This is a genomic window from Pseudomonas sp. HMSC076A11 (genome assembly GCF_001810205.1).
In the GTDB taxonomy this organism is placed as follows: Bacteria; Pseudomonadota; Gammaproteobacteria; order Pseudomonadales; family Pseudomonadaceae; genus Pseudomonas; species Pseudomonas aeruginosa.
Window position 1 is genome coordinate 139,018 of the sequence record NZ_KV800314.1, and the last position, 21,317, is coordinate 160,334.

20 protein-coding genes and 1 tRNA gene are annotated in these 21,317 nt (G+C 67.2%); 13 read left to right on the plus strand and 8 right to left on the minus strand.

Annotation, left to right across the window (positions count from 1 at the left end):
• Positions 1–70 precede the first annotated feature (70 nt).
• The 3 genes from HMPREF2716_RS18960 to HMPREF2716_RS18970 all read left to right on the plus strand — a co-directional run bounded on the left by HMPREF2716_RS18960 (position 71) and on the right by HMPREF2716_RS18970 (position 2,684).
• On the plus strand, positions 71–628 hold the full coding sequence (locus tag HMPREF2716_RS18960; RefSeq protein WP_003109619.1) for a TetR/AcrR family transcriptional regulator: 558 nt from the start codon (positions 71–73) through the stop codon (positions 626–628).
• 45 nt (positions 629–673) lie between these two features.
• Entirely contained in the window at positions 674–913 is a 240-nt protein-coding gene (locus tag HMPREF2716_RS18965; RefSeq protein ID WP_003113967.1) for a glutaredoxin family protein, read from the plus strand.
• Between the two features lie 367 nt (positions 914–1,280).
• A complete protein-coding gene (locus HMPREF2716_RS18970; protein ID WP_023517805.1) occupies positions 1,281–2,684 on the plus strand; it encodes a cytochrome c Snr1 in 1,404 nt (467 codons plus the stop codon).
• A gap of 57 nt (positions 2,685–2,741) precedes the next feature.
• On the opposite strand, the gene HMPREF2716_RS18975 is transcribed toward HMPREF2716_RS18970, so the two are convergent.
• The 3 genes from HMPREF2716_RS18975 to mobA all read right to left on the minus strand — a co-directional run bounded on the left by HMPREF2716_RS18975 (position 2,742) and on the right by mobA (position 3,921).
• Positions 2,742–2,818, minus strand: a tRNA-Pro gene (locus HMPREF2716_RS18975).
• Positions 2,819–2,971: 153 nt separating this feature from the next.
• Positions 2,972–3,193: a YgdI/YgdR family lipoprotein gene (locus tag HMPREF2716_RS18980; protein ID WP_003091247.1), complete on the minus strand. Its 222-nt coding sequence runs from the start codon at positions 3,191–3,193 to the stop codon at positions 2,972–2,974.
• Positions 3,194–3,324: 131 nt separating this feature from the next.
• Positions 3,325–3,921 (minus strand): molybdenum cofactor guanylyltransferase MobA, encoded by a 597-nt coding sequence (gene mobA, locus HMPREF2716_RS18985; protein WP_003160650.1) that lies wholly within the window; start codon positions 3,919–3,921, stop codon positions 3,325–3,327.
• A gap of 66 nt (positions 3,922–3,987) precedes the next feature.
• Here mobA and moaB point away from each other — a divergent pair, with 66 nt between their 5' ends.
• Both moaB and glp read left to right on the plus strand, forming a co-directional pair.
• A complete protein-coding gene (gene moaB / locus HMPREF2716_RS18990) occupies positions 3,988–4,527 on the plus strand; it encodes a molybdenum cofactor biosynthesis protein B (protein ID WP_070621982.1) in 540 nt (179 codons plus the stop codon).
• Positions 4,524–5,741, plus strand: coding sequence for a molybdopterin molybdotransferase MoeA (gene glp / locus HMPREF2716_RS18995; RefSeq protein ID WP_003162440.1), 1,218 nt, complete (start codon positions 4,524–4,526; stop codon positions 5,739–5,741). Before moaB ends, glp begins: the two co-directional genes overlap by 4 nt.
• Before the next feature lie 25 nt (positions 5,742–5,766).
• On the opposite strand, the gene HMPREF2716_RS19000 is transcribed toward glp, so the two are convergent.
• Positions 5,767–6,798 carry an AraC family transcriptional regulator GliR gene (locus HMPREF2716_RS19000; protein ID WP_003116474.1) on the minus strand — a complete coding sequence of 344 codons (1,032 nt, stop codon included), beginning with the start codon at positions 6,796–6,798 and terminating at the stop codon, positions 5,767–5,769.
• A 176-nt stretch (positions 6,799–6,974) separates the two neighbouring features.
• On the opposite strand from HMPREF2716_RS19000, the gene HMPREF2716_RS19005 reads away from it, so the two are divergent.
• The 5 genes from HMPREF2716_RS19005 to HMPREF2716_RS19025 all read left to right on the plus strand — a co-directional run bounded on the left by HMPREF2716_RS19005 (position 6,975) and on the right by HMPREF2716_RS19025 (position 13,628).
• Complete coding sequence (locus HMPREF2716_RS19005) at positions 6,975–8,570, plus strand: FAD-binding oxidoreductase (protein ID WP_023517804.1); 1,596 nt, start codon at positions 6,975–6,977, stop codon at positions 8,568–8,570.
• 5 nt (positions 8,571–8,575) lie between these two features.
• Positions 8,576–10,156, plus strand: a complete 1,581-nt coding sequence (locus HMPREF2716_RS19010) for a glycerol-3-phosphate dehydrogenase/oxidase (RefSeq protein WP_023108500.1) — start codon at positions 8,576–8,578, stop codon at positions 10,154–10,156.
• Between the two features lie 20 nt (positions 10,157–10,176).
• Positions 10,177–11,736 carry an FGGY-family carbohydrate kinase gene (locus HMPREF2716_RS19015; protein WP_003109491.1) on the plus strand — a complete coding sequence of 520 codons (1,560 nt, stop codon included), beginning with the start codon at positions 10,177–10,179 and terminating at the stop codon, positions 11,734–11,736.
• Between the two features lie 74 nt (positions 11,737–11,810).
• A complete protein-coding gene (yegS, locus tag HMPREF2716_RS19020; RefSeq protein WP_003091230.1) occupies positions 11,811–12,719 on the plus strand; it encodes a lipid kinase YegS in 909 nt (302 codons plus the stop codon).
• Between the two features lie 102 nt (positions 12,720–12,821).
• A complete protein-coding gene (locus HMPREF2716_RS19025) occupies positions 12,822–13,628 on the plus strand; it encodes an MOSC domain-containing protein (protein ID WP_003122468.1) in 807 nt (268 codons plus the stop codon).
• Positions 13,629–13,671: 43 nt separating this feature from the next.
• Here HMPREF2716_RS19025 and HMPREF2716_RS19030 read toward each other — a convergent pair whose 3' ends face one another.
• Both HMPREF2716_RS19030 and slt read right to left on the minus strand, forming a co-directional pair.
• The gene (locus HMPREF2716_RS19030) at positions 13,672–14,058 is read right to left on the minus strand and encodes a lysozyme inhibitor LprI family protein (RefSeq protein WP_023517803.1); all 387 of its coding nucleotides are present in this window, start codon (positions 14,056–14,058) and stop codon (positions 13,672–13,674) included.
• A gap of 56 nt (positions 14,059–14,114) precedes the next feature.
• On the minus strand, positions 14,115–16,043 hold the full coding sequence (slt, locus tag HMPREF2716_RS19035) for a lytic transglycosylase Slt (RefSeq protein ID WP_015649145.1): 1,929 nt from the start codon (positions 16,041–16,043) through the stop codon (positions 14,115–14,117).
• Positions 16,044–16,268: 225 nt separating this feature from the next.
• Here slt and HMPREF2716_RS19040 point away from each other — a divergent pair, with 225 nt between their 5' ends.
• On the plus strand, positions 16,269–18,191 hold the full coding sequence (locus HMPREF2716_RS19040; RefSeq protein WP_003091215.1) for an ATP-binding cassette domain-containing protein: 1,923 nt from the start codon (positions 16,269–16,271) through the stop codon (positions 18,189–18,191).
• Positions 18,192–18,340: 149 nt separating this feature from the next.
• Positions 18,341–19,027: a DUF6901 family protein gene (locus HMPREF2716_RS19045; protein ID WP_003091213.1), complete on the plus strand. Its 687-nt coding sequence runs from the start codon at positions 18,341–18,343 to the stop codon at positions 19,025–19,027.
• Positions 19,028–19,056: 29 nt separating this feature from the next.
• Here the strand turns inward: HMPREF2716_RS19045 and HMPREF2716_RS19050 are convergent, their stop codons facing one another.
• Positions 19,057–19,494: a universal stress protein gene (locus HMPREF2716_RS19050; RefSeq protein WP_003091210.1), complete on the minus strand. Its 438-nt coding sequence runs from the start codon at positions 19,492–19,494 to the stop codon at positions 19,057–19,059.
• A 207-nt stretch (positions 19,495–19,701) separates the two neighbouring features.
• Here HMPREF2716_RS19050 and HMPREF2716_RS19055 point away from each other — a divergent pair, with 207 nt between their 5' ends.
• Entirely contained in the window at positions 19,702–20,136 is a 435-nt protein-coding gene (locus HMPREF2716_RS19055; RefSeq protein ID WP_023517802.1) for a hypothetical protein, read from the plus strand.
• A 16-nt stretch (positions 20,137–20,152) separates the two neighbouring features.
• On the opposite strand, the gene HMPREF2716_RS19060 is transcribed toward HMPREF2716_RS19055, so the two are convergent.
• Positions 20,153–20,971, minus strand: a complete 819-nt coding sequence (locus HMPREF2716_RS19060; protein ID WP_033862938.1) for a hypothetical protein — start codon at positions 20,969–20,971, stop codon at positions 20,153–20,155.
• Positions 20,972–21,317 lie beyond the last annotated feature (346 nt).

Sequence of the window (21,317 nt, forward strand, 5' to 3'; positions counted from 1 at the left end):
CGGGGAGCGACGCAGAGCGGTTCAAGGGGGCGGCAGGGTCGCGCATAATGGGCCGCTCAGGAGGCTTTCCATGACATCCCGCAAACGCGAGCAACTGCTCAGCACCGCCGTCGACCTGTTCTATCGCGAGGGTTACCACGCCACCGGCATCGACCGCATCCTGGCCGAATCCGGCGTGGCGAAGATGACGCTGTACAAACACTTTCGCTCGAAGGACGAACTGATCATGGCCGCCCTGGAGGTGCGTCGGCAGCGTACCGCCGAACGCATGCTCGAAGCCGAGGCGCGGTTGCAGCCGCGCGCGGCGATCCTGGCGGTGTTCGATGGTCTGCAGGAGTTTCTCCAGGACGAGGCGTTCCGTGGCTGTGCCTTCATCCATGCCGCCGCCGAGTTCCATGAGCGCTCGCATCCGATCCACCGCCAGGCGGCCGAGCAAAAGGCCTTCGTCGAAGCCTACTTCCAGCGCCAGCTGGAGCGCCTGGGCGTGCGTTCGGCGGCACTGCTTGCGCGGCAGTTGCAATACCTGATGGAGGGCGCCCTGGTGATGGCGCACATCCACGGGCCGGCGGACCAGGCCCGCGAGGCCCGGCAGGCGGCCGAAAGTCTGTTGCAGGTCGCTGGCATCTGAGCGCGGGTGCTACCATCGCCGCGAAACACTGCACAGGTCCTTTCGATGCCCCCGGAATGCCAACTCTTCGGAACCCTCGGTTGCCACCTCTGCGAAGTCGCGGAGGCGGTGCTGATGCCCTTCGTCGAACATGGCCTGCTGGTCGAACTGGTGGACATCGCCGACGACGAAGCCTGGGTCGAGCACTATGGCCTGCGGATCCCGGTGCTGCGCCGCTGCGACAATGGCGCCGAGCTGAACTGGCCGTTCGAGGCCGAGCAGGTCGCAGCCTTCCTCAGCTGCTGATGCCTATTCATTCGCGCTAAGCGCGGCACCGCTGGTAACCCCGCGCTCTATGCGCAAACCGGACTGCGTTCCGCTTCCTTCCCCCATGCCGCGCGGTGCCTGGCTTCGGCGATGCTGGCGAAGCGATGCATAGGCGTTTCTCAATGGTTTTCATAGCCTGAGTCTATTGGCTCGGCAGGCTGCGTTCGGCTAGGCCTAAGGGCGATGGATAAACCCTGAGTTCCCTTCAGGACTGACTGGAAACAGCCGGGAACCCGCGTGGCGCAGGACGCGTCGCAGGTCGTTCGGTCCGCTGTCGCGGACCGCCGGGGTGTGGGGGTCGGGACGACGAGGCTCGGCGTTTCCTCATAACGAAAGAGGACGCCTGATGAAAACGCCCGCCTGGACGCGCCATGCCCTCTGGGTCATGCCGCTCGCCCTGGGGCTGCAATCCGCCGTGGTCGCGGGGGATGAGCAGCCAAGCAAGACTTCCAGCTATTCGCCGGTGGTGATCAATGAGGACTTCGCCACCATCATGAAGCGCATGACGGCGAACAAGCCGTCGATCGAACAGGCCCACAAGACGCTTCTCGAGCAGCGTTACGATCTCAGCGACAGGCCGGCCAAGGGCGCCAGCATGACGCGCGGCAAGCCGCTGCAGGAGGGGATCCGGGTGAAGCTGCCGGCCGGCACCAGCTGGGAGGAACTGGCCAGGCTGAGCCCCGAGGAAATCCGCAAGCAGGGGCTGTTCCCCGGTGGCTTCCTGCCGCTGCCGCACCCTAACCATGCCGAAGGCGGGATGGTCTTTCCCAAGTTCCTCATCGACGAGATCAAGCGCCAGGAAAGCCGCGATCTGACTCGTTTCGACCTCGACTACGACCTGCCGGACCACTTCCTGCCGGAATTCCCGGCACCGATGTTCCTTACCACCCGGCCTGACCTGGGCGATGTGTCCAAGGGCAAGCTGGTGACCATCGACAACTATTTCGAGTTGTTCAACGGGATTCTCAATCCCAAGCAGCTGGAAGGGCTGCGCCTGCTGCTAACGGCCTTTCCGCAGCAGCAGTTCAACCTCACCGACGATCGCCGTAGCGAGCATCCGAGCCGCGGCGTAGCCTGCTTCGACTGCCATGCGAACGGCCACACCAATGCCGCTACCCACCTGGCCGGCGATGTGCGCCCGCAGCCGTTCCGCCACCGCATCGACACGCCGACGCTGCGCGGGGTGAACATCCAGCGGTTGTTCGGCTCGCAGAGGGCGCTGAAGACCGTCGAGGACTTCACCGAGTTCGAGCAGCGCGCCGCCTACTTCGACGGTGATCCGGTAATCGCCACCAAGAAGGGGGTGAACGTGCTCGAGCGTGGCAGTCAGGTGCATTTCATGGGTGAGTTCCAGGCGCTGCTGGACTTCCCCCCGGCACCGAAGCTGGATGTGGAGGGGCGGCTCGATCCGCGCAAGGCCAGCGAGCAGGAATTGCGTGGCGAAAAGCTGTTCTACGGCAAGGCGGCCTGCGCCGGGTGCCATGCGCCGCCTTACTTCACCGACAACCTGATGCACAACCTGAAGGTGGAGCGCTTCTACGATCCGAAACTGGTCAATGGCGTGATGGCGTCCGCCGACGGGCCGATCAAGACCTTCCCGTTGCGCGGGATCAAGGATTCGCCGCCGTACCTGCACGACGACCGCCTGCTGACCCTGGAGGACACCGTGGAGTTCTTCAACCTGGTGCTGGAGCGCAAGCTGTCCGCGGAAGAGAAGGGCGACCTGGTGGCCTACCTGCGTACCCTGTGAGAAAGGCCGAATCGCAGGCAATAAAAAACCCGCCGTTGAGGCGGGTTTTTCGGGATATGGTCGGAGCGACTGGATTCGAACCAGCGACCTTCTCGTCCCGAACGAGACGCGCTACCAAGCTGCGCTACGCTCCGTTTTGTTGGGGCGCATTCTACAGAAAAAGTTTTGGTACACAAGGGGTTAGATGAATTTTTTTTCGAGCCCCGGTTTCCCCGGGCGAAAAAGCAAAGACCCCGTCGCTCGTTCGAGTCGACGGGGTCTTCAGGAAAACCTGTTACGCGACGGTATCAGAGTTCCTTGACGGTGCGGACCTGGTCCTTGTTCACGCGGGCGCGCTTGCCGTCGAGCTGTTCGAACTCGTAGAAGCCGGAATCCTCGTCATAGGAAGGGGTGTCTACGGCCTGGATTTCACGTCCGTCGTTGAGGGTGATCACGGTAGGGCTGGAACAACCCGCGAGGGCGCCGAGGCCTACGGCGAGGAGGAGGGCGGGTAGCATCCGCTTGATCATTGCGCAGTTCTCCTGTGCGGTCAGACTTTGAAGTTACGAGTTTCTGACAGACGAGTTCTAGGAAGAGTTCCCCCCTAAAAACGAGTGTTCCCCTCACCTTCGAGAAAATTCGACTCGACGTCCCTTCCGTTTTACTTCAGTTCGCGGTGATTAGCCAACAGCTCGGGGGTGTTCAGGTTGGCCAGCCGCGGATCGCCCGCGGCCAGCTCGATGGCCTCCGCGCCAAGCGGCAACAGGACGTGGCGTGGGCTACGGTCGCCCTGGCGCCAGGCGTGTTCTATCTCTTCGGCCAGGTGCGTCGGGATCAGGCTGAACAGCGGTTCCCACTGGCCGCCGCAGCGCAGCATCCAGGGGCGCGCCGGTGTGCGGCCGGCGGCCTGCAGCAGGGTTTCCAGCAAGGCGCGGTCGATGCGCGGCGCGTCGCAGGGCAGCACCAGCAGCCAGGGATGCCGGGCCACCGCCAGGCCGGCGCGGATGCCGGCGAGCGGGCCGGGGAAGTCTCGGCTGTCGTCGCTCACCAGGCGGTCGGCATAGGCCGCATAGCGTTCCTGGTTGCGGTTGCAGGAGACGATCAGGTCATCGGTGAGCGGGCGCACCAGGCGATGCAGGTGGGCGATCAGGGGCAGGTCCTGCCACTCGATCAGGCCCTTGTCGCGACCGCCCATGCGCTGGCCGCGGCCTCCCGCCAGGAGAAGGATGGAGCAGGGGGGCAGGGCGCTATCGGGCATCTGGGGTCTCCGTGTCGGGCCTGTGATATAACACCGCGATCACGTCCACAAGCAAGGGCCAACCCCATGAGCCACAAGGCCGAAACGGCATTCGTGCCGTTGAACATCGCCATCCTGACCGTCAGCGATACCCGTACCCTGGAAACCGATACTTCAGGCCAGTTGTTCGTCGACCGCCTGACCGAGGCCGGGCACAACCTGGCCGCTCGCGTGCTGCTGAAGGATGACCTATACCGGATCCGCGCACAGGTCGCGACCTGGATCGCCGAGGATAGCGTGCAGGTCGTGCTGATCACCGGCGGCACCGGTTTCACCGGCCGCGACAGCACCCCGGAAGCGGTGGCCTGCCTGCTGGACAAGCAGGTGGACGGCTTCGGCGAGCTGTTCCGGCAGATTTCGCTGGCCGACATCGGTACCTCCACCATCCAGTCGCGGGCCCTGGCCGGGCTTTCCAACGGCACCCTGGTCTGCTGCCTGCCGGGCTCCACCAACGCCTGCCGCACTGCCTGGGAAGGCATCCTCGTCGAGCAACTGGACGCCCGTCATCGCCCGTGCAACTTCGTCCCGCACCTGAAACAGGCGGCGCCCTGCGAGAGCCGCGGGTGAGCGGCTGCTGCGAACAGCCGGGGCTGATGCCGGTCGAGACGGCGCTGGAACGGCTCCTCGAACTGGCCGCGCAAACGCCTATCGATACGTGTGAGCAGGTGCCCCTGGAGCAGGCTGGCGGCCGCGTGCTGGCGGTCGACCTGCTGGCCGGCCTGGACCTGCCGCCGTGGCCGAACAGCGCCATGGACGGCTACGCCTTGCGCCTCGCCGACTGGAACGGCGAGCCACTGCCGGTCAGCCAGAAGATCTTTGCCGGACAGGCGCCGGAGCCGCTGCAAGCGGGTACCTGTGCGCGGATCTTCACCGGTGCGCCGCTGCCGGAAGGCGCCGATCTGGTAGAGATGCAGGAAAACGCCGAAGCGCTCGACGATGGCCGCGTGCGCTTCACCCAGCCGTTGCGCGCGGGCCAGCATGTGCGCCCGCGTGGCCAGGAAATCCGCCAGGGCGACCTGGTCTTGCCGGCCGGCACGCGCCTGCGCTCCATCGAACTGGGGCTGGCGGCTTCGCTCGGCTGCGCGGCCCTGGAGGTGCGACGCAAGCCGCGGGTGGCGCTGCTGTCCACCGGCGACGAGCTGGTCGAGGCGGGCCAGCCGCTGCAGGCCGGGCAGATCTACAACAGCAACCGTCCGTTGCTCAAGGATTGGCTGCAACGCCTGGGCTGCGACGTGCTCGACGCCGGTATCCTTCCCGACGACCTGGCACGTACCCGCGAGCGCTTGGCCGGGTTGGCCGGGGTGGACCTGATCCTTTCCACTGGCGGCGTATCGGTGGGCGAGGCCGACTTCCTCGGCATGGCGCTGCGCGAAGCCGGCGAGCTGACCCTCTGGAAGCTGGCGATCAAACCCGGCAAGCCGCTGACCGTCGGCCAGTTCCAGGGCATCCCGGTGATCGGCCTGCCGGGCAATCCGGCTTCGACCCTGGTCACCTTCGCCCTGCTGGCGCGTCCCTACCTGCTGCGCCGGCTCGGCGTGGCGCAGGTCGCGCCGCTGCGGGTGGAGGTACCGGCCGGCTTCGCCTGGACCAAGGCGGGGCAGCGTCGCGAGTACCTGCGTGGTCGCCTGGAGCAGGGCCGCGCGGTGCTCTATCCGAACCAGAGTTCCGGGGTACTGCGCAGCGCTTCCTGGGCCGAGGGGCTGGTGGAGGTCCGCGAGGGACGTACCCTCGTGGAAGGCGAGGGCGTGGCGTTCATTCCGCTGAGCGAACTGCTCGACTGAGACGGTGGCCGGATGGCCGCCGTTCTCATTGCGCCGCCGGCTCCTTCCGCCGTTGCCGGTACTCGCCGGGCGTCTGCCCGGTCCAGCCCTTGAAACTGCGATGGAACGAGCGGGACTCGGTGAAGCCCAGGTACTGGGCGATGTCCTGGATCGGCAGCTCGCTATGCAGCAGGTAGTGCTCGGCCAGTTCGCGGCGCAGTTCGTCGAGGGTCTGCTGGTAGCTGCTGCCGGCCTGCTGCAGGTGGCGTTGCAGGGTGCGTACGGTCATGCCGAACTTCTCCGCCACCCGTTCCTTGCGCGGCAGGCCGTCCTTGAGTAGCTGGCGCAGGGCGTTCTTCACCCGCAGCGGCAGCGGTTCGTCATCGTCCAGCTCGGCCATCAGCGCCAGGGCATGTTCCTCCAGGGTGCGCAGCAGCGTCGCGTCGGCCTGGCGCAGCGGCAGCGCCAGGTAGTCCAGCGGTACCAGCAGCGCCGAACAGGGTTGGGCGAAGCGCACCGGACAGCCGAAGAAGGTCTCGTAGTCTTCCACGCGGGTTCCGTCCGGCAGGTCGTGTTCCAGCCAGACCTCGTCCGGCGAACCTTCCAGGTCGGCGATCCAGCGCGCGTAGAGGACCCAGGAAGCCAGGACGTGCTCGACCATGTGGCGCCGTACCAGGGGTGTCTGGTGGCGGCAGTTCCAGATCAGCCGGACCTGCCCGCCGGCCGCCTCGATGCGGCTGGTGCCCATGTCGCCGACCAGCTTCTCGTAGGGCGTGATGCGGCTCATGGCCTCGCCCAGGGTGGCGCAGTTCATCGCGATGTAGCCGAGCACGCTCCAGGAGCCGGGCTGGACGAAACGCGCCGAATGCAGGCCGAACAGGGGATCGCCGGAATGCTCGCAGAAATAGCCGAGCAGGCGCTCGTGGGCTTCGCCCGGCAGGCGCTGGCGATTGTCGTTGAGCTGGTCGGCCTGGAGGCCGGCGGCGGCCAGGGCAGGGGCGATGTCCAGGCCGAGCCGTTCGGCATGGCGCAGGTATTTCAGCAGGGCCGGAACCGAGGTGGAGCCAAGGGTCTGCATGGTCGTTGTTCTTGTCGTGGCGGGTGGAACAGGCCGTCCGGCGTGCGTGCCGGCTGTCTTGATCGGTCACAGGGAGTGTCTCGATCCGACAGTGACAGGCGAGGGCGGCTGGCTAGTATAGGCAGCCAGAAAGGTTCCGATAAACAGGTTGCCGCGACAAGCGAGGGGAGAGGTTCATGCGCCGTTGGAATGGCTGGGGCGAAGAAAGCACCGTGGTCGAATTGCCGGACAGCGCCCGTGGGTTCCTGGCGGAACTGGTCGGGCAGGGCGCACGCTTGCCGGACGCCAGCCTGGAGGCGGCGCTGGCGAAGGTCCCGGCGTCGCGCCTGGAGGCCGATCCGCGCTACAGCATCGACCCCCGTGAGCGTCTGCTGCATGCCCGCGGGCAGAGCCTGCCGGACTGGCTGGCGATGCGCGAGGGCGACTTCGGCGTCTACCCGGACGCCGTGGCCTATCCGGAAACCGCCGAGCAGATCCGCGAGTTGCTGGCCCTGGCCGACTCCCGCGACCTGCAACTGATTCCCTATGGCGGCGGTACTTCCGTGGCCGGCCATATCAATCCGCAAGCCTCGCGGCGGCCGGTACTGACGGTCTCGCTGGAGCGCATGAGCCGCCTGCTCGATCTGGACCGCGAGAGCCTGGTCGCGACCTTCGGCCCCGGCGCCGCCGGCCCGCAGGTGGAGAGCCAGTTGCGTGCGCTGGGCTACACGCTCGGGCATTTCCCGCAGTCCTGGGAGTTGTCGACCCTCGGCGGCTGGGTCGCCAGTCGCTCCAGCGGCCAGCAGTCGCTGCGCTACGGGCGGATCGAACAACTTTTCGCCGGCGGGACCCTGGAGACCTTCGCCGGGCCGCTTGAAATCGCTACCTTCCCGGCATCCGCGGCGGGACCGGACCTGCGCGAACTGGTGCTGGGCTCTGAGGGACGCTTCGGGATCATTTCCTCGGTGAAGGTGCGGGTCTCGCCGCTGGCCGAGGACGAGCGCTTCTACAGCGTCTTCCTGCCGAACTGGCAGCAGGCCCTGCAAGCCACCCGCGAGCTGGCCCAGGCGCGCGTGCCGCTGTCGATGCTGCGCCTGTCCAACGCCGTGGAAACCATGACCCAACTGGCCCTGGCCGGCCATCCCGGACAGATCGCCTGGCTGGAGAAATACCTGGCACTGCGCGGCGCGGGCGAGGGCAAGTGCATGCTGACCTTCGGCGTGACTGGCAACCGTCGGCAGAACGGATTGTCGCTGAGCCAGGCGAAGGCCTTGCTGAAACGCTTCGGCGGGGTCTTCACCGGCACCCTGCTGGGGCGCAAGTGGGCGCAGAACCGCTTCCGCTTCCCCTACCTGCGCGAGGCCCTGTGGCAGGCGGGCTACGCCGTGGACACCCTGGAGACCGCCACCGACTGGAGCAACGTCGACGGCCTGCTGCAGAAGATCGAGGCCAGCCTGCGCGACGGCCTGGCCGCCGAGGGCGAGAAGGTCCATGTGTTCACCCACCTCTCGCATGTCTATGGCGAGGGGTCGAGCATCTATACCACCTACGTGTTCCGTCCGGCCGCGAGCTATGCGGCGACGCTGGAGCGCTGGAAGCGTCTCAAGCATGCGGCCAGCCAGGCGATCGTCGACAATCGCGGCACCATCAGCCACCAGCATGGCGTCGGCAAGGACCACGCACCCTACCTGCCCCGCGAGAAGGGCGAACTGGGCGTCGCCGCGCTGCGTGCCATGGCCGGACACTTCGACCCGGCCGGGCGGCTCAACCGCGGCACCCTGCTGCAGGACTGAGCGGAATGACTTCAGCCTGGAACGAGGAGTGGCGTCGCCGCCGCCTGCCGGCGCTGGCGGGGCAGGAGTGGGACCTGATCGTGGTCGGCGGCGGCATCAGCGGTGCCGGCATCCTCCGCGAAGCCGCGCGGCGCGGCTGGCGCTGCCTGCTGCTGGAGCAGCGGGACTTCGCCTGGGGCACCTCGAGCCGCTCGTCGAAGATGGTCCATGGCGGCCTGCGCTACATCGCCAAGGGCCAGTGGCGGCTGACCCGCGACTCGGTGCGCGAGCGCCAGCGCCTGCTCGGCGAGGCGCCTGGGCTGGTGGAGCCGTTGAGCTTCGTGATGGCCCACTACCGCGGCGGCTTTCCCGGCCCGCGGGTATTCGGCGGCCTGCTGAGCGTCTACGACGCCCTTGCCGGGCGGCGCAACCACCGTTTCTACGACGCCGCCGCGTTGCGCTACCTGGCGCCGGGCCTGAAGGAACAACGGCTGCTCGGCGGCACGCGATTCTTCGATGCGGTGACCGACGATGCGCGCCTGGTGCTGCGGGTGCTGGCCGAGGCGCGTCACGACGGCGGCGAGGCATTCAACGGCATGCGTGTGCGCGAATTGCTGCGCGAGGGCGGCCAGGTGGTCGGCCTGCGCGCCGAGGACCGCGAGAGCGGCGAGCTTCTCGACTTTCGCTGCCGCGCCCTGGCGGTGGCCACCGGGGCCTGGGCCGATGAGTTGCGTCAGCCCGGCGGAAGCGAGCACATCCGCCCGCTGCGCGGCAGCCATCTATTGCTGCCGGCCTGGCGCCTGCCGGTGGCCCATGCCTTCAGCTTCATGCACGCCACGGACCGGCGACCGGTGTTCGTGTTCCCCTGGGAGGGTGCGACGGTGGTCGGCACCACCGATCTCGACCATCGCGACGGCCTTGGGGAGGACGCGCGGATCAGCCGCGCCGAACTCGACTACCTGCTGGCGGCCTGCGCCCAGCAGTTTCCCGCCGCCGCCATCGAGGCGCGCGACGTGCTGTCGACCTGGGCCGGCGTGCGACCGGTGGTCAGCAGCGGCGACGACAGCGGCAAGCCTTCCGACGAGAAACGCGAGCATGTGCTCTGGCGCGAGCCGGGCTGCGTGACCCTGGCCGGCGGCAAGCTGACCACCTTCCGGCCGCTGGCGGTGGAGGTGCTACAAGCCTGCGCGCCGCTGCTCGGGCGCACGGTCACGGACGATGGCGCGGCGGTATTCGGCGCCTGCGAAGGTCCGCTCATCGACGGGCTCGGCAGTGGCCAGCGACGCCGCCTGGCCGGTCGCTACGGACGCGACCTGGTCCGCCTCAAGCGGCTGGTGGACACCCTCGGAACGGACTGCGTGGGTGCCAGCGAAACGCTCTGGGCCGAACTGGCGTTCGCCGCCGAGGCGGAAATGGTGCTGCATCTCGATGACCTGCTGTTGCGCCGCACCCGCCTCGGCCTGCTGTTGCCCGGAGGCGGCGCGGCATACCTGCCGCGTATCCGCGCACTCTGCCAAGCGCGCCTGGGCTGGGACGACCCGCGCTGGGAACGTGAGCAACAGGCCTATCTGGACCTCTGGCGCCGGCACTACAGCCTGCCCGTCTGACCAGCCGAGACGAGAACGAGATGAACGACAAGAACTATCTGCTGGCGATCGACAATGGCACCCAGAGCGTGCGCGCCCTGCTGTTCGACCTGCAGGGCAACCTGCTGGGCAAGGGCAAGGTGGAGCTGGAGGCCTACTACTCGAAGCATCCGGGCTGGGCCGAACAGGACCCCGAGTACTACTGGGCGATGCTCGGCGAGGCCTGTCGGCGGCTCTGGGACCAGGTGGACATCGATCGCGGGCTCATCCGCGGGGTGTCGCTGACCACCCAGCGCGGCACGGTGATCCATGTCGATGCCGAGGGCAGGCCGTTGCGGCCGGCGATCCTCTGGCTCGACCAGCGCCGGGCGGAGGTCCGCGAGCGCATCAGGGGGCCTTGGGGCTGGCTGTTCAAGCTGGTCGGCGCCGAGGGCGCGGTGGAGCATTTCCGCGCCCAGGCCGAGGTCAACTGGGTGGCCCAGGAGCAGCCGGAGATCGCCGCGAAGACCGACAAGGTGTTGCTGCTTTCCGGCTTTCTCAGCCACCGCCTGACCGGCCGTTTCGTCGACTCGGTGGGGTGCTGCGTGGCCTACCTGCCGTTCGACTACAAGCGCCTGCGCTGGGCCGCGCCGCGCGACTGGAAATGGCAGGCGCTGGCGGTACGCCGCGAGCAGTTGCCGGAGCTGTTCAAGCCGGGCGAGCGGCTCGGCGAGATCAGCGCCGAGGCCAGCCGGCACACCGGCATTCCGCAAGGCCTGCCGTTGATCGCCGCGGGGGCCGACAAGGCCTGCGAGGTGCTCGGCGCAGGTGCGTTGGAGCCCACCATCGCCTGCCTCTCCTACGGCACCACGGCGACCATCAACACCACTCGCGCCCGCTACCTGGAAACCGTGCCGCTGATTCCACCCTATCCGGCGGCGATTCCCGATCATTTCAATACCGAGGTGATGATCTATCGCGGCTACTGGATGGTCAGCTGGTTCAAGCGCGAGTTCGGCTTGCGCGAGATGCAGCAGGCGCGCGAGCAGGGGGTCGAGCCGGAGCAACTGTTCGACGAACTGGTCAACGGCGTGCCGCCCGGCTCGATGGGCCTGACCCTGCAACCCTACTGGTCGCCGGGAATTCGCGAACCGGGACTGGAGGCCAAGGGGGCGATGATCGGTTTCGGCGACGTGCATACCCGGGCACACATCTACCGGGCCATCCTCGAGGGCCTGGCCTATGCCCTGCGCCAGGGCAAGGAGCGCATCGAGAAGCGTTCGGGCACGCCGATCGTGCGCCTGCGCGTGGCCGGCGGCGGCTCGCAGAGCGACGCGGCGATGCAGCTCACCGCCGACATCTTCGGCCTGCCGGCCGAGCGCCCGCATGTCTACGAGGCGTCCGGCCTGGGTGCGGCGATCGACTGCGCGGTGGGGCTCGGCCTCTATCCGGACGTCGCCAGCGCGGTGGCCGGGATGACCCGCGTCGGCCGGGTTTTCCTGCCCCAGGCGGAAGCCCGGCAGATCTACCAGCGGCTCTATGGCGAGGTCTACCTGCGCATGTATCGCCAGTTGCGCCCGCTCTACCGCAGCATTCGCGAGATTACCGGCTACCCTGCCTGAACCGGGCGCCGCACTTCCGTCCCGGATACGCGGTCAATAGGCAAAGACAAGGCCACGACGAGGGGTTCGGTTCGATGGACAAGGACAAGGTTCTGCTGGTCCTGCACGGCAAGCAGGCGGGCAACGAAGAGGTTCGTGCCGCGGTCGCGGCGCAGCGCGAGGCCGGGCGGGAGCTGGCGGTGCGGGTAACCTGGGAGGACGGCGACGCCCGGCGTATCGTCGAGGAGGCGCTGGCGGCCGGCTATGCGACGCTGGTCGCCGGCGGTGGCGACGGCACGCTGCGCGAGGTGGCCGAAGCGCTGGCGCGTGGGCGAGGCGAGGCGAGCCTGGCGATCCTGCCGCTGGGCACCGCCAACGATTTCGCCCGCGCCGCCGGGATTCCCCTGGAGCCGGCCGCGGCGCTGGCGCTGCTCGACCAGACGGCGCGGCCGATCGACCTGGGCGAGGTGAACGGCAAGCTGTTCCTCAACATGGCCACTGGCGGCTTCGGTTCGAAGGTCACGGCGAATACCTCGGAGGACCTGAAGAAGGTTCTCGGCGGTGCCGCCTACCTGTTGACCGGGTTGACCCGTTTTTCCGAAGTGCATGCCGCCCAGGGCCGTTTCAGCGCCCCGGACTTCCAGTGGGAAGGCGAGTTCCTCGCCCTGGGCATCGGTAACGGGCGCCAGGCCGGCGGCGGGCACGTACTGTGTCCGCAAGCGCGAGTGGACGACGGCCTGCTGGACGTGAGCATCCTGCCGACGCCGCAGGACATGGTCGGTACCCTGGGCACCCTGCTCGGCGGTGGCAACGGAGTGGAAAGCCTGTTCGTCCGCGCGCGGGTGCCATGGCTGGAAGTGGAGGCGGCGGAAGGTCTCGACGTCAATCTCGACGGCGAGCCGCTGGAGGGACGCAAGCTGCGTTTCTCGGTTTCCCCGGGCGCGCTGCGCGTGCACTTGCCGGCCGGTTCGCCGTTGTTGCGCGAGCCGCCGCGCGAGGACTGAGGGCGGGGCCGACTGATCCGCTGCCTGGAGTGGCGTCTGTGTCTTGTCGGCCTTTCCCGCGACACCGTATAACAGCATCTTTCCACCAAGGATGCTGGTTCCATGTTCCGTCTCTCCGCGCTGTACCGCTATCCGATCAAGTCTTCCGCCGCCGAGTCCCTGGAGCGCGTCGCGCTCGATGCGCTGGGCGTGGTCGGCGACCGACGCTGGATGGCGGTGGACACCGAAACCGGACGTTTCTTCACCCAGCGCCTGCTGCCGCAGCTGGGGCGTATCCAGGCGCGCTGGGCGGCGCCGGAGGTCCTGCGGCTGAATGCGCCGGGGATGTCCGAGCTGAGCCTCGAAGTACCGGCAGCCGACGCCAACCTGCGTGGCGTCACGGTCTGGCGCGATACCTTGCAGGCGCCGGATGCCGGCGACGCCGCAGCGGACTGGCTGACGCGCTTCCTCGGCCGCCCGACGCGCCTGGTGCACATTCCCGAGGCGCGCGCACGGCAGGTCGATACCGGCTACGCCGAGCCGGGGCAGAAGGTGCATTTCGCCGACGGCTTCCCGCTGCTGCTGATCGGCCAGGCTTCGCTCGACGACCTCAGCCAGCGGGTCGGCCGGCCGCTGGAGATGCTGCGCTTCCGTCCCAACCTGGTGGTGGAAGGCAGTGCCGCGTTCGCCGAGGACGGCTGGAAACGCATCCGCATCGGCTCGGTCGAGTTCGTCGTGGCCAAGCCCTGTTCCCGCTGCATCCTCACCACCCTGGATCCGGCGACCGGCGAGCGCAACGAGGACCGCGAGCCGCTGACGACCCTGAAGACCTACCGGGAAAAGGATGGCGCGGTGCTGTTCGGGCAGAACCTGATTGCGCTGGGACAGGGCGGCCTGGAGGTGGGGATGCCGGTGGAAATCCTCGACTGAGGAACGGTCGCCTGCCGTTGCGGCGGGCGGCCATTGCCGGCGATCAGAGCTTGGCGTCGACGCAACCGGTGCTCAGGCACTCGCGCTCGCGTTCGCGGAGGAAGTCGAGGCGCTGGCGGGTCTTCTCGGTGGCGCAGTCGAGGTTGACGAAATAACCGTTGTCCTTGCTTTCGCTGCAGGCCGCGTCGCGCTCCTTGATCCAGGCGATCTGGCTCTTCTTCAGCAGGGCTTTCTGGCCCTCGTTCAGGTGCTTGCGCAGGGTGCCGAACTGCTGGTTCAGCTCGCGGTCGGCCTGGGAAAACTCGCCGCTGCGGCAATACACGCTGTCGAAGGCGTTGCGCGGCGTACCGCAGGCGTCGGCGGCCAGGGCGCCGTCGGCGAGCAGCAGGCTGGAGGCGGCGAGCAGGGCGGTGGCGAGGGGCTTGTTCATCTTGAGGTCCTTTTCAAGGTACTGGAAAGGCCCGGGCGTCCGGGCCGGGTTGGGGGTCAGAGATCGTCGAAGTAGCGTTCGTGCCAGTCGACGATGGGCTGCGGCGCATTGAGCTTCTGCCCGTAGATCACCGCATAGGACAGCACGTTCTGCACGTACTGGCGAGTCTCGTCGAACGGAATGGTCTCGATCCACACGTCGAAGGCCAGGTGGCGGGTATCTTTCAGCCACTGGCGGACGCGGCCCGGACCGGCGTTGTAGGCGGCCGAGGCGAGTACCCGGTTGCCGTTGAACTGGCCATGCACCTGGCTCAGGTAGGCGGCGCCGAGGCGGATGTTGACGTCGGGCACGATCAGTTGCTGGGTCGAGGCCAGCGGGATGCCGAACTTGCGCGAGGTCTCCTTGGCGGTGCCGGGCATCAGCTGCATCAGGCCGGTGGCGCCGACTCCGGAACGGGCATCGGACATGAACGCGCTTTCCTGCCGGGTGATGGCGAAGATCCAACTGGAGTGCAGGCCGCGGTTCTTCGCTTCGCGCACCAGGGTGGCGCGGTGCGCCATCGGGAAGCGGATGTCCAGGTCGTCCCAGTACTGCGCCTGGCTGATCGAGCGGATCGCCGGGAAATACCACTGCATGTCGTAGGCCAGCCTGGCCTGGGCGATCAGCTCGTCGCGATCGAACAGGCGCGCGGCGTGGTACCACTCGCGGCGGGCGTTGATCACTTCGCCACGGTTGAAGAACTCCATGGCCCGGCGCGTGCTGGCGGCGTTGCGTACGCGTTGCAGGACGCGCGGGTCGATGTGCGCAGGGCGGTTGCCGAGCTTGTACGGCACGCTCAGGCGGTCGGCGGCGAGGAAGCCGTAGAAGTCGCGCTCGCCGGCGAGCTTCTGGTACAGCGCGATCGGCTCCTTGCTGTTCGGCTGCGCCAGTTGCAGGCTGCGTGCCTGCCAATAGCGCCAGCGGCTGGTGGCGGCGAGATCCTGGGGCAGCTTGCGGGTCAGCGCATAGGCTTCGTCCCAGCGGCCCAGGCGCAGCAGCAGGCGGGTGCGCCATTCGGTGACGGTGTTGTCGCGTAGGCCGGGATCGTACTGGGTCATCAGCGGCAGTGCGCGCGGATCGAAGCGCTTGGCCAGGCTGAGACCGATCTCGCGGGCGATGGCGACCTTCTCGTCGCTGGAGAAGGGTAGCGCCGAGCTGTAGTAGTCGAGCAGGCTCAGGGCCTTTTCCGGGTCCTGCCGCGCCAGGCGGCGCAGGCCGAGACCGACCACGTCGGCGGTGGCATGGTCGCGCTGGCTGAAGCGGCCGGTCTGGCTCAGCTGGGCGGGGTTCTGCGCCACGCTGACCATCAGCGCGCCCTGGTTGCCGAGGGTCGGCAGGCGCTGCGCGAGGTGCGAGGCGAGGCTGTAGTTGCGCGCTTCGGCGGCCAGCTTGAGGCGTTTCCAGACCTTTTCCTCGGTGAGCTGGCCTTCGCCCTGCCAGAGGCCGAACAGGGTGTCGCAGGCAGCCGGCTGCGACTTGCCGACCAGCCACAGGCGTTCGCTGGTGGCGTAGCCTTCGGCCTTCTGGCCGTGGCCCAGCTGGTACTGGCCATACAGGCAGTCGAGTTCGGTGAAGTTCAGCTTCGGATCGTAGTAGTTGACGAAGGTCTTCCAGTCGCCGCGGTCGGCCAGCAGGCGCAGCCAGCGCAGTTTCAGCCAGCCGATCTGCGGCAGGTCGCCGTGTTCGGTGAGGAAGCGCTCGACCTCCTCGTTGCTGGCGGTCTTCAGCCGGTGGGTCAGTTCGTCGTAGGCCAGGTAGGGTTCCAACGGGTAATCGCGCAGGGCGCTGCGCGAGGCCATGTAGGGCGCGCTGTTGCCCTTGGCCAGGGCGGCCTTGGCCTGGTCGTAGAGACGGCGTTGTTCGGTCAGGGAAGCGGCGTGGACCGCGTCGACGGAGGAAATACTGAGCAAAAGGCAGGAAACGAGAGTGAACAGGCGACCGCGCATGACTTATCCGGGCAGGTGATGTCGGGTAACGTCGGCAGGTCCGCAACGGCTGCCTACGGGCGTTTCGACCGCTCGCGGGACTGGCGCGCGACCGCTGTCGCGGGGCGCGCCCGAAGCCGGGCGGATGGCTCGCCTAAGCTTAGCCGTTGCGGCATGGCGGTGAAAGCGCCGTGCCATCCGATGCCTATCCGGCGTAAAATGCGCGCCCTGTTTCCGGAGGCGCCCATGACCCTGCTCAAGTTCACCGATGTATCCCTTGCCTTTGGCACCACTCCCTTGCTGGACAAGGTGTCGTGGCAGATCGGCCGTGGCGAGCGGGTCTGCGTGATCGGGCGCAACGGTACCGGCAAGTCCAGCCTGTTCAAGGTGGTCAAGGGCGAACAGCAGGCCGACGACGGCGAAGTCTGGCGCGCACCGGCGCTGAAGATCGGCGAATTGCCCCAGGAACTGCCGCGTGCCGACGAACGGACAGTGTTCGACGTGGTGGCCGAGGGCCTGGCGGAAGTCGGCAAGCTGCTCGCCGAGTACCACCACCTGAGCCTGAACATCCATACCGACGACGACCTGGCGCGCCTCTCGCGGGTCCAGCAGGAACTCGAGGCGCGCGATGGCTGGCGCCTGCAGCAACTGGTGGACAGCACCCTCAGCCGCCTGCAGTTGCCGGCCGACAAGACCCTCGCCGAACTCTCCGGCGGCTGGCGTCGGCGCGTGCTGCTGGCCCAGGCGCTGGTCGCCGAGCCGGACCTGCTGCTGCTCGACGAACCGACCAACCACCTGGACATCGGCGCCATCGCCTGGCTCGAGGAAGCGCTGCTGGGCTTCAACGGCGCGGTGCTGTTCATTACCCACGACCGCGCCTTCCTGCAATCCCTGGCGACCCGCATCCTCGAGCTGGATCGTGGCCACCTGATCGACTGGAACGGCGACTACGCCAGTTTCCTGGTGCACAAGGAACAGCAACTGGCCGCCGAAGAAGCTGCCAACGCATTGTTCGACAAGCGCCTGGCCCAGGAAGAAGTGTGGATCCGCCAGGGCATCAAGGCCCGCCGCACGCGCAACGAAGGGCGGGTTCGGGCACTGAAGGAAATGCGTCGCGAACGCGCCGAGCGCCGCGAGCGCCAGGGCAAGGCCAGCTTCCAGCTGGAAAGCGCGGACAAGTCCGGCAAGCAGGTGATCGTGGTGGAGCACGTCAGCTTCGCCCATCCCGGCGGCCAGCCGCTGGTACGCGACTTCTCCATGGTCCTGCAGCGCGGCGACCGTATCGGCCTGCTCGGCGCCAACGGTACCGGCAAGACCACCTTGCTCAAGCTGCTGCTTGGCGACCTGCAGCCGACCTCGGGCAAGATCGAGGTGGGCACCAAGCTGGAAGTGGCCTACTTCGACCAGTTGCGCCATCAGCTCGAACCCGAGCAGACGGTGATCGACAATATCTCCGAAGGCCGCGAGTTCATCACCATCGACGGCCAGAACCGGCATGTGCTCAGCTATCTCGGCGACTTCCTGTTCAGTCCGCAGCGCGCCCGCACCCCGGTGAAGGCGTTGTCCGGCGGCGAGCGCGCGCGCCTGTTGCTGGCCAAGCTGTTCAGCAAGCCGGCCAACCTGCTGGTGCTCGACGAACCGACCAACGACCTCGACGTGGAAACCCTGGAACTGCTGGAGGAAGTCCTGCTCGGCTTCCAGGGCACCGTGCTGATGGTCAGCCACGATCGGGCCTTCCTCGACAACGTGGTGACCAGCACCCTGGTCTTCGAGGGCGAGGGCAAGGTTCGCGAATTCGTCGGTGGCTACCAGGACTGGCTGCGCCAAGGGGGCACGCCGCGCCTGCTCGGCGTGAGCGAGTCGAAGAGCGGCAAGGCCGAGTTGAATACCGCGCTGGCGCCCGCCGCCGAACCCGCGCCGGCTGCGGCGGCGCCGAGCGAGGCGCCGGCGAAGAAAAAGCTCAGCTACAAGTTGCAGCGCGAGCTGGAGGCCTTGCCCGGGCAGATCGACGCGGTCGAGGCGGAGCTGGCGGGTGTCCAGGAAACCATCGCGCAGCAGGATTTCTATCTGCGCCCGCAGGACGAGCAGCGCGAAACCCTGGCGCGGCTGGACGCGTTGCAGCAGGAACTCGATGCCTTGCTCGAGCGCTGGGCCGAACTGGAAGACTGATCCATCTCGAAAAAGTGAGCTGCATCAATGTGATAGCGGCTCATCTCGATGATCCTTGCGGGCCTTGCCGGCGGTGGGTGCAGTCCCCCGTCGGTCCCTCTGGCTGGCGTCATTGACGGGCCGGCCGTCTCCCGAGAAAGGATCAGTCCATGGCAATCGAGTACCGCATCACGCTGGACGACCAGCATCAGCTCAACTATCGCATCGAGCTGGAGCGGCACTACGACCCGCAGGCGGCTGCCGCAGCGCCGCGCTGGACGCGCCTGGAACACAATCGCTGCAGCAACTGCCCGCTCGATCGCGAACGCTACAGCCATTGTCCGGCGGCGGTCGACCTGCATGGGGTGATCGAGGATTTCCGCAACCTGCCGGCGTTCCGCAAGGCCGGCATCTGCGTGCGCACGCCGGAGCGCGAGTACATCAAGCAGGCGGGCCTGGAGGAAGGGCTGCGCGCGCTGATCGGCTTGATCATGGCCAGCAGCGCCTGTCCGCTGCTGGCGCCGCTGAGGCCGATGGCCATGCAGCACCTGCCGTTCGCCAGCAACCAGGAGTTCGTGCTGCGGGTGGTGCCGCTGTACCTGATGCGCCAGTACTTCAACTTCCGCGAGGGGCGGCATGCCGATTGGGAACTGAAAGGGCTGGTGCGGCTGTTCCAGCAGTTGCAACTGGTCAACCAGGCGTTCTGGCAGCGAATCCACGACACCTGTGTCAGCGATTCCAACCTGAAGGCGTTCCTGACCTTCTTCTCGCTGTCGTCGAGCATCAGCTATTCGCTGGAAACCCAGTTGCAGAAGATCCGCCCGCTGGTGATGAGCGCCGAGGAAACGCTCGGCTGAGGCGCAGGCCCCGGCCGAGCGGGGAGAGATCAGGCTTTCTTCAGGTGCACCGCGAGCACGTCGCAGGGCGCGCCGTGCAGCACGTCGTTGGCAGTGGAACCGAGCAGCAGCGCCAGGCCGTGGCGACCGTGGCTGCCGACCACGATCAGGTCGCAGGCCTGTTCCGCGGCGAGGCGGTGGATTTCCTGGCGCGGTTGCCCGTAGACCAGGTGGCGCTGCTCGCTGCCGAGGTCCGGATAGCGTACGGCGAAGGCATCCAGGCGTTCACGGGCCTGGTCGAACTGCTGCTGCTGCAACATCGACAGGTCCATCGGCACGTCCCCACCGAAGGCCATGGCCATGGGCTCGACCACATGCACCACCGAGAGCCGGGCCTGGTTGCTGGTGGCCAGGGCCGCCGCACGCTTCATCACCGGGTCGCATTCGTCGGTCAGGTCGACGGCGACCAGAATGTGTTGATAGGGCATGAACGTCTCCTCCCAGAAGGGGATAGTGTTTTCATTATGGACTTTCGCGCCGCGCGTGGAACCTGTTCCGTTGCGCTGGGCAAAAAGCTGCTCCGCCGTGGTCGCATTCGCCTGTAAACTGCGCCTCCCTTGGCGACTGCGACCGATCCTGCCTGCGCGCGCGGATCGAGGCAAATGCCTTAACCGTTTTTCGAGTGTCCGTTCCTTATGACCACTTGGCTGGTGATCCTGCTGCTGGCTGTCATGCTCAGTCCCCTGGCCTGGCTGATGCCGTCCAACAGGCAGCGCGGCAGGATGGCCCTGCGCCTCGAGGCGCGCCGTCTCGGCCTGGCCATGCAGCTCGCGCGCCAGGATTGGCCGCATTGGCTGGAGAGCGCTCCGCCGACGTCCTGCGCGCAGTTCCACTGCCCGCGCCGACGCGGCCGGGAGGCCTGGTGCTATTGGCAGAATACCCCGAGCCAGTGGCTGAACCAGTGGCGCGAGCCGTGCGCGGACGATGAGTTGCTGGACGCCCTGCGCAGCCTCCCCGGGGATGTCTACAAGGTGGAGGCGACCGCCCAGTTCCTTGCCCTGTATTGGGGCGAGCGCGGCGATAGCGCCGACCTCGGGCGCATCGCCGAGTTTCTCCGCCAGCGCGCCTGAGGCGGCGCGCCGAGGTTCATTGGTTGCGCGCGGCATACAGCGCGGCGACCTTCTCCAGGCCATCGATGATCCGGTCTGCATTCTTGTTGACCAGGAACGGCACGCTGTTCTGGTTGTAGTTGCGCAGGGACTTCTCGATGTAGTGCCACTTGATCGCCACGCTGCGCAGCGCCCTGGCGATCTCCTCGTCGTTCTGCGGCGCCTGCTGCAGCTTCAACAGGTTGACCGAAAAGCGGCTGGCCAGGTCGTCCAGTGGACGCTCCTCGCCGCCGCCGAAGAAGCTGGCGCCCACCGACGCGTTGCGCGAGGCATAGTCCAGAGCAATGTCCTGCATCAGCAGGCTCTGTTCGCGGCTCTGCTCGGTGAGCGTCGGCACCGTGGCGGCGTTTTCCCGTTGCAGGCTGCGATACAACTGGCCGCCGAGGTCCATCAGTTGCTGGTTGCGTCGTGCCAGGTCGGCGACCGGTTGCAGGTCGCTGTAGCCCTGGTTGCGCACCGCGCCGGTCAGCTTGTCGAGGTCTTGCGCATAGTCCCGCCATTGCTCGCGAAGCTGGCCCAGCAGGCGCCGGGATTCGCTGCCGTTCACGCCGTCGAGTCGCTGCAGGCGGGCTTCCGCCGTCTGCGCCGAGCTTTCGATCAGGCTGGCGTAGCGTTGATCGCCTTCCTGGCCGACGTACATGAAGAAGGCGTTCAGGGATTTCTGCGTGGCGAGCCGCATCTGGTGCAGGGCGAGCAGGTCATCGGCGGTCCCTGCCGCGAAGACGGGGAGGCTCAGCAGGCCGAGCAGGGCCAGACAAAGAGTGAACGGACGGCAGATCATGGGTTCCATCTCCATGTGGCCCTGGAGGCCTTCTTGTTGTTCTTTTGTAACGGCCCGTGGCCGATCATGCATGGCGATCTGCGGCGACTCTAGCCTGCCTTTCCGCACCGGGACAAGCGCCCACGGCGCCGATCATCGAACATCTGAATGGTCCGACAGAGGCTGGCTGAATGGCCCTGCGCAGAGGGCCTGGAGGAGGGCAGGTGTTTTCCGGATGGCTGATTGACAATTCCCGGCTTTTGCCGGAATGTGTGCGCACCCAAGTCAAACGGGCGTATGAATCGAGCGTTTGCCTCGCGCAGGCCTCGACAATAGAGACCCGGTTATCGCGTCGGCGGGTGTGCCGAAGGGTTTGGGACTA

What these genes read in the sequence shown, in the direction of transcription:
- HMPREF2716_RS19040 (WP_003091215.1), top strand. Translation starts at nt 16,269, where the DNA reads ATGACCCTGCTCAAGTTCACCGATGTATCCCTTGCCTTTGGCACCACT.
- HMPREF2716_RS19060 (WP_033862938.1), bottom strand. Translation starts at nt 20,971, where the DNA reads ATGGAGATGGAACCCATGATCTGCCGTCCGTTCACTCTTTGTCTGGCC.
- HMPREF2716_RS19000 (WP_003116474.1), bottom strand. Translation starts at nt 6,798, where the DNA reads ATGCAGACCCTTGGCTCCACCTCGGTTCCGGCCCTGCTGAAATACCTG.
- slt (WP_015649145.1), bottom strand. Translation starts at nt 16,043, where the DNA reads ATGCGCGGTCGCCTGTTCACTCTCGTTTCCTGCCTTTTGCTCAGTATT.
- moaB (WP_070621982.1), top strand. Translation starts at nt 3,988, where the DNA reads ATGAGCCACAAGGCCGAAACGGCATTCGTGCCGTTGAACATCGCCATC.
- HMPREF2716_RS19015 (WP_003109491.1), top strand. Translation starts at nt 10,177, where the DNA reads ATGAACGACAAGAACTATCTGCTGGCGATCGACAATGGCACCCAGAGC.
- HMPREF2716_RS19050 (WP_003091210.1), bottom strand. Translation starts at nt 19,494, where the DNA reads ATGCCCTATCAACACATTCTGGTCGCCGTCGACCTGACCGACGAATGC.
- HMPREF2716_RS19010 (WP_023108500.1), top strand. Translation starts at nt 8,576, where the DNA reads ATGACTTCAGCCTGGAACGAGGAGTGGCGTCGCCGCCGCCTGCCGGCG.
- HMPREF2716_RS19030 (WP_023517803.1), bottom strand. Translation starts at nt 14,058, where the DNA reads ATGAACAAGCCCCTCGCCACCGCCCTGCTCGCCGCCTCCAGCCTGCTG.
- HMPREF2716_RS18965 (WP_003113967.1), top strand. Translation starts at nt 674, where the DNA reads ATGCCCCCGGAATGCCAACTCTTCGGAACCCTCGGTTGCCACCTCTGC.
- HMPREF2716_RS18980 (WP_003091247.1), bottom strand. Translation starts at nt 3,193, where the DNA reads ATGATCAAGCGGATGCTACCCGCCCTCCTCCTCGCCGTAGGCCTCGGC.
- HMPREF2716_RS19045 (WP_003091213.1), top strand. Translation starts at nt 18,341, where the DNA reads ATGGCAATCGAGTACCGCATCACGCTGGACGACCAGCATCAGCTCAAC.
- HMPREF2716_RS19005 (WP_023517804.1), top strand. Translation starts at nt 6,975, where the DNA reads ATGCGCCGTTGGAATGGCTGGGGCGAAGAAAGCACCGTGGTCGAATTG.
- HMPREF2716_RS18970 (WP_023517805.1), top strand. Translation starts at nt 1,281, where the DNA reads ATGAAAACGCCCGCCTGGACGCGCCATGCCCTCTGGGTCATGCCGCTC.
- mobA (WP_003160650.1), bottom strand. Translation starts at nt 3,921, where the DNA reads ATGCCCGATAGCGCCCTGCCCCCCTGCTCCATCCTTCTCCTGGCGGGA.
- HMPREF2716_RS19025 (WP_003122468.1), top strand. Translation starts at nt 12,822, where the DNA reads ATGTTCCGTCTCTCCGCGCTGTACCGCTATCCGATCAAGTCTTCCGCC.
- HMPREF2716_RS19055 (WP_023517802.1), top strand. Translation starts at nt 19,702, where the DNA reads ATGACCACTTGGCTGGTGATCCTGCTGCTGGCTGTCATGCTCAGTCCC.
- yegS (WP_003091230.1), top strand. Translation starts at nt 11,811, where the DNA reads ATGGACAAGGACAAGGTTCTGCTGGTCCTGCACGGCAAGCAGGCGGGC.
- HMPREF2716_RS18960 (WP_003109619.1), top strand. Translation starts at nt 71, where the DNA reads ATGACATCCCGCAAACGCGAGCAACTGCTCAGCACCGCCGTCGACCTG.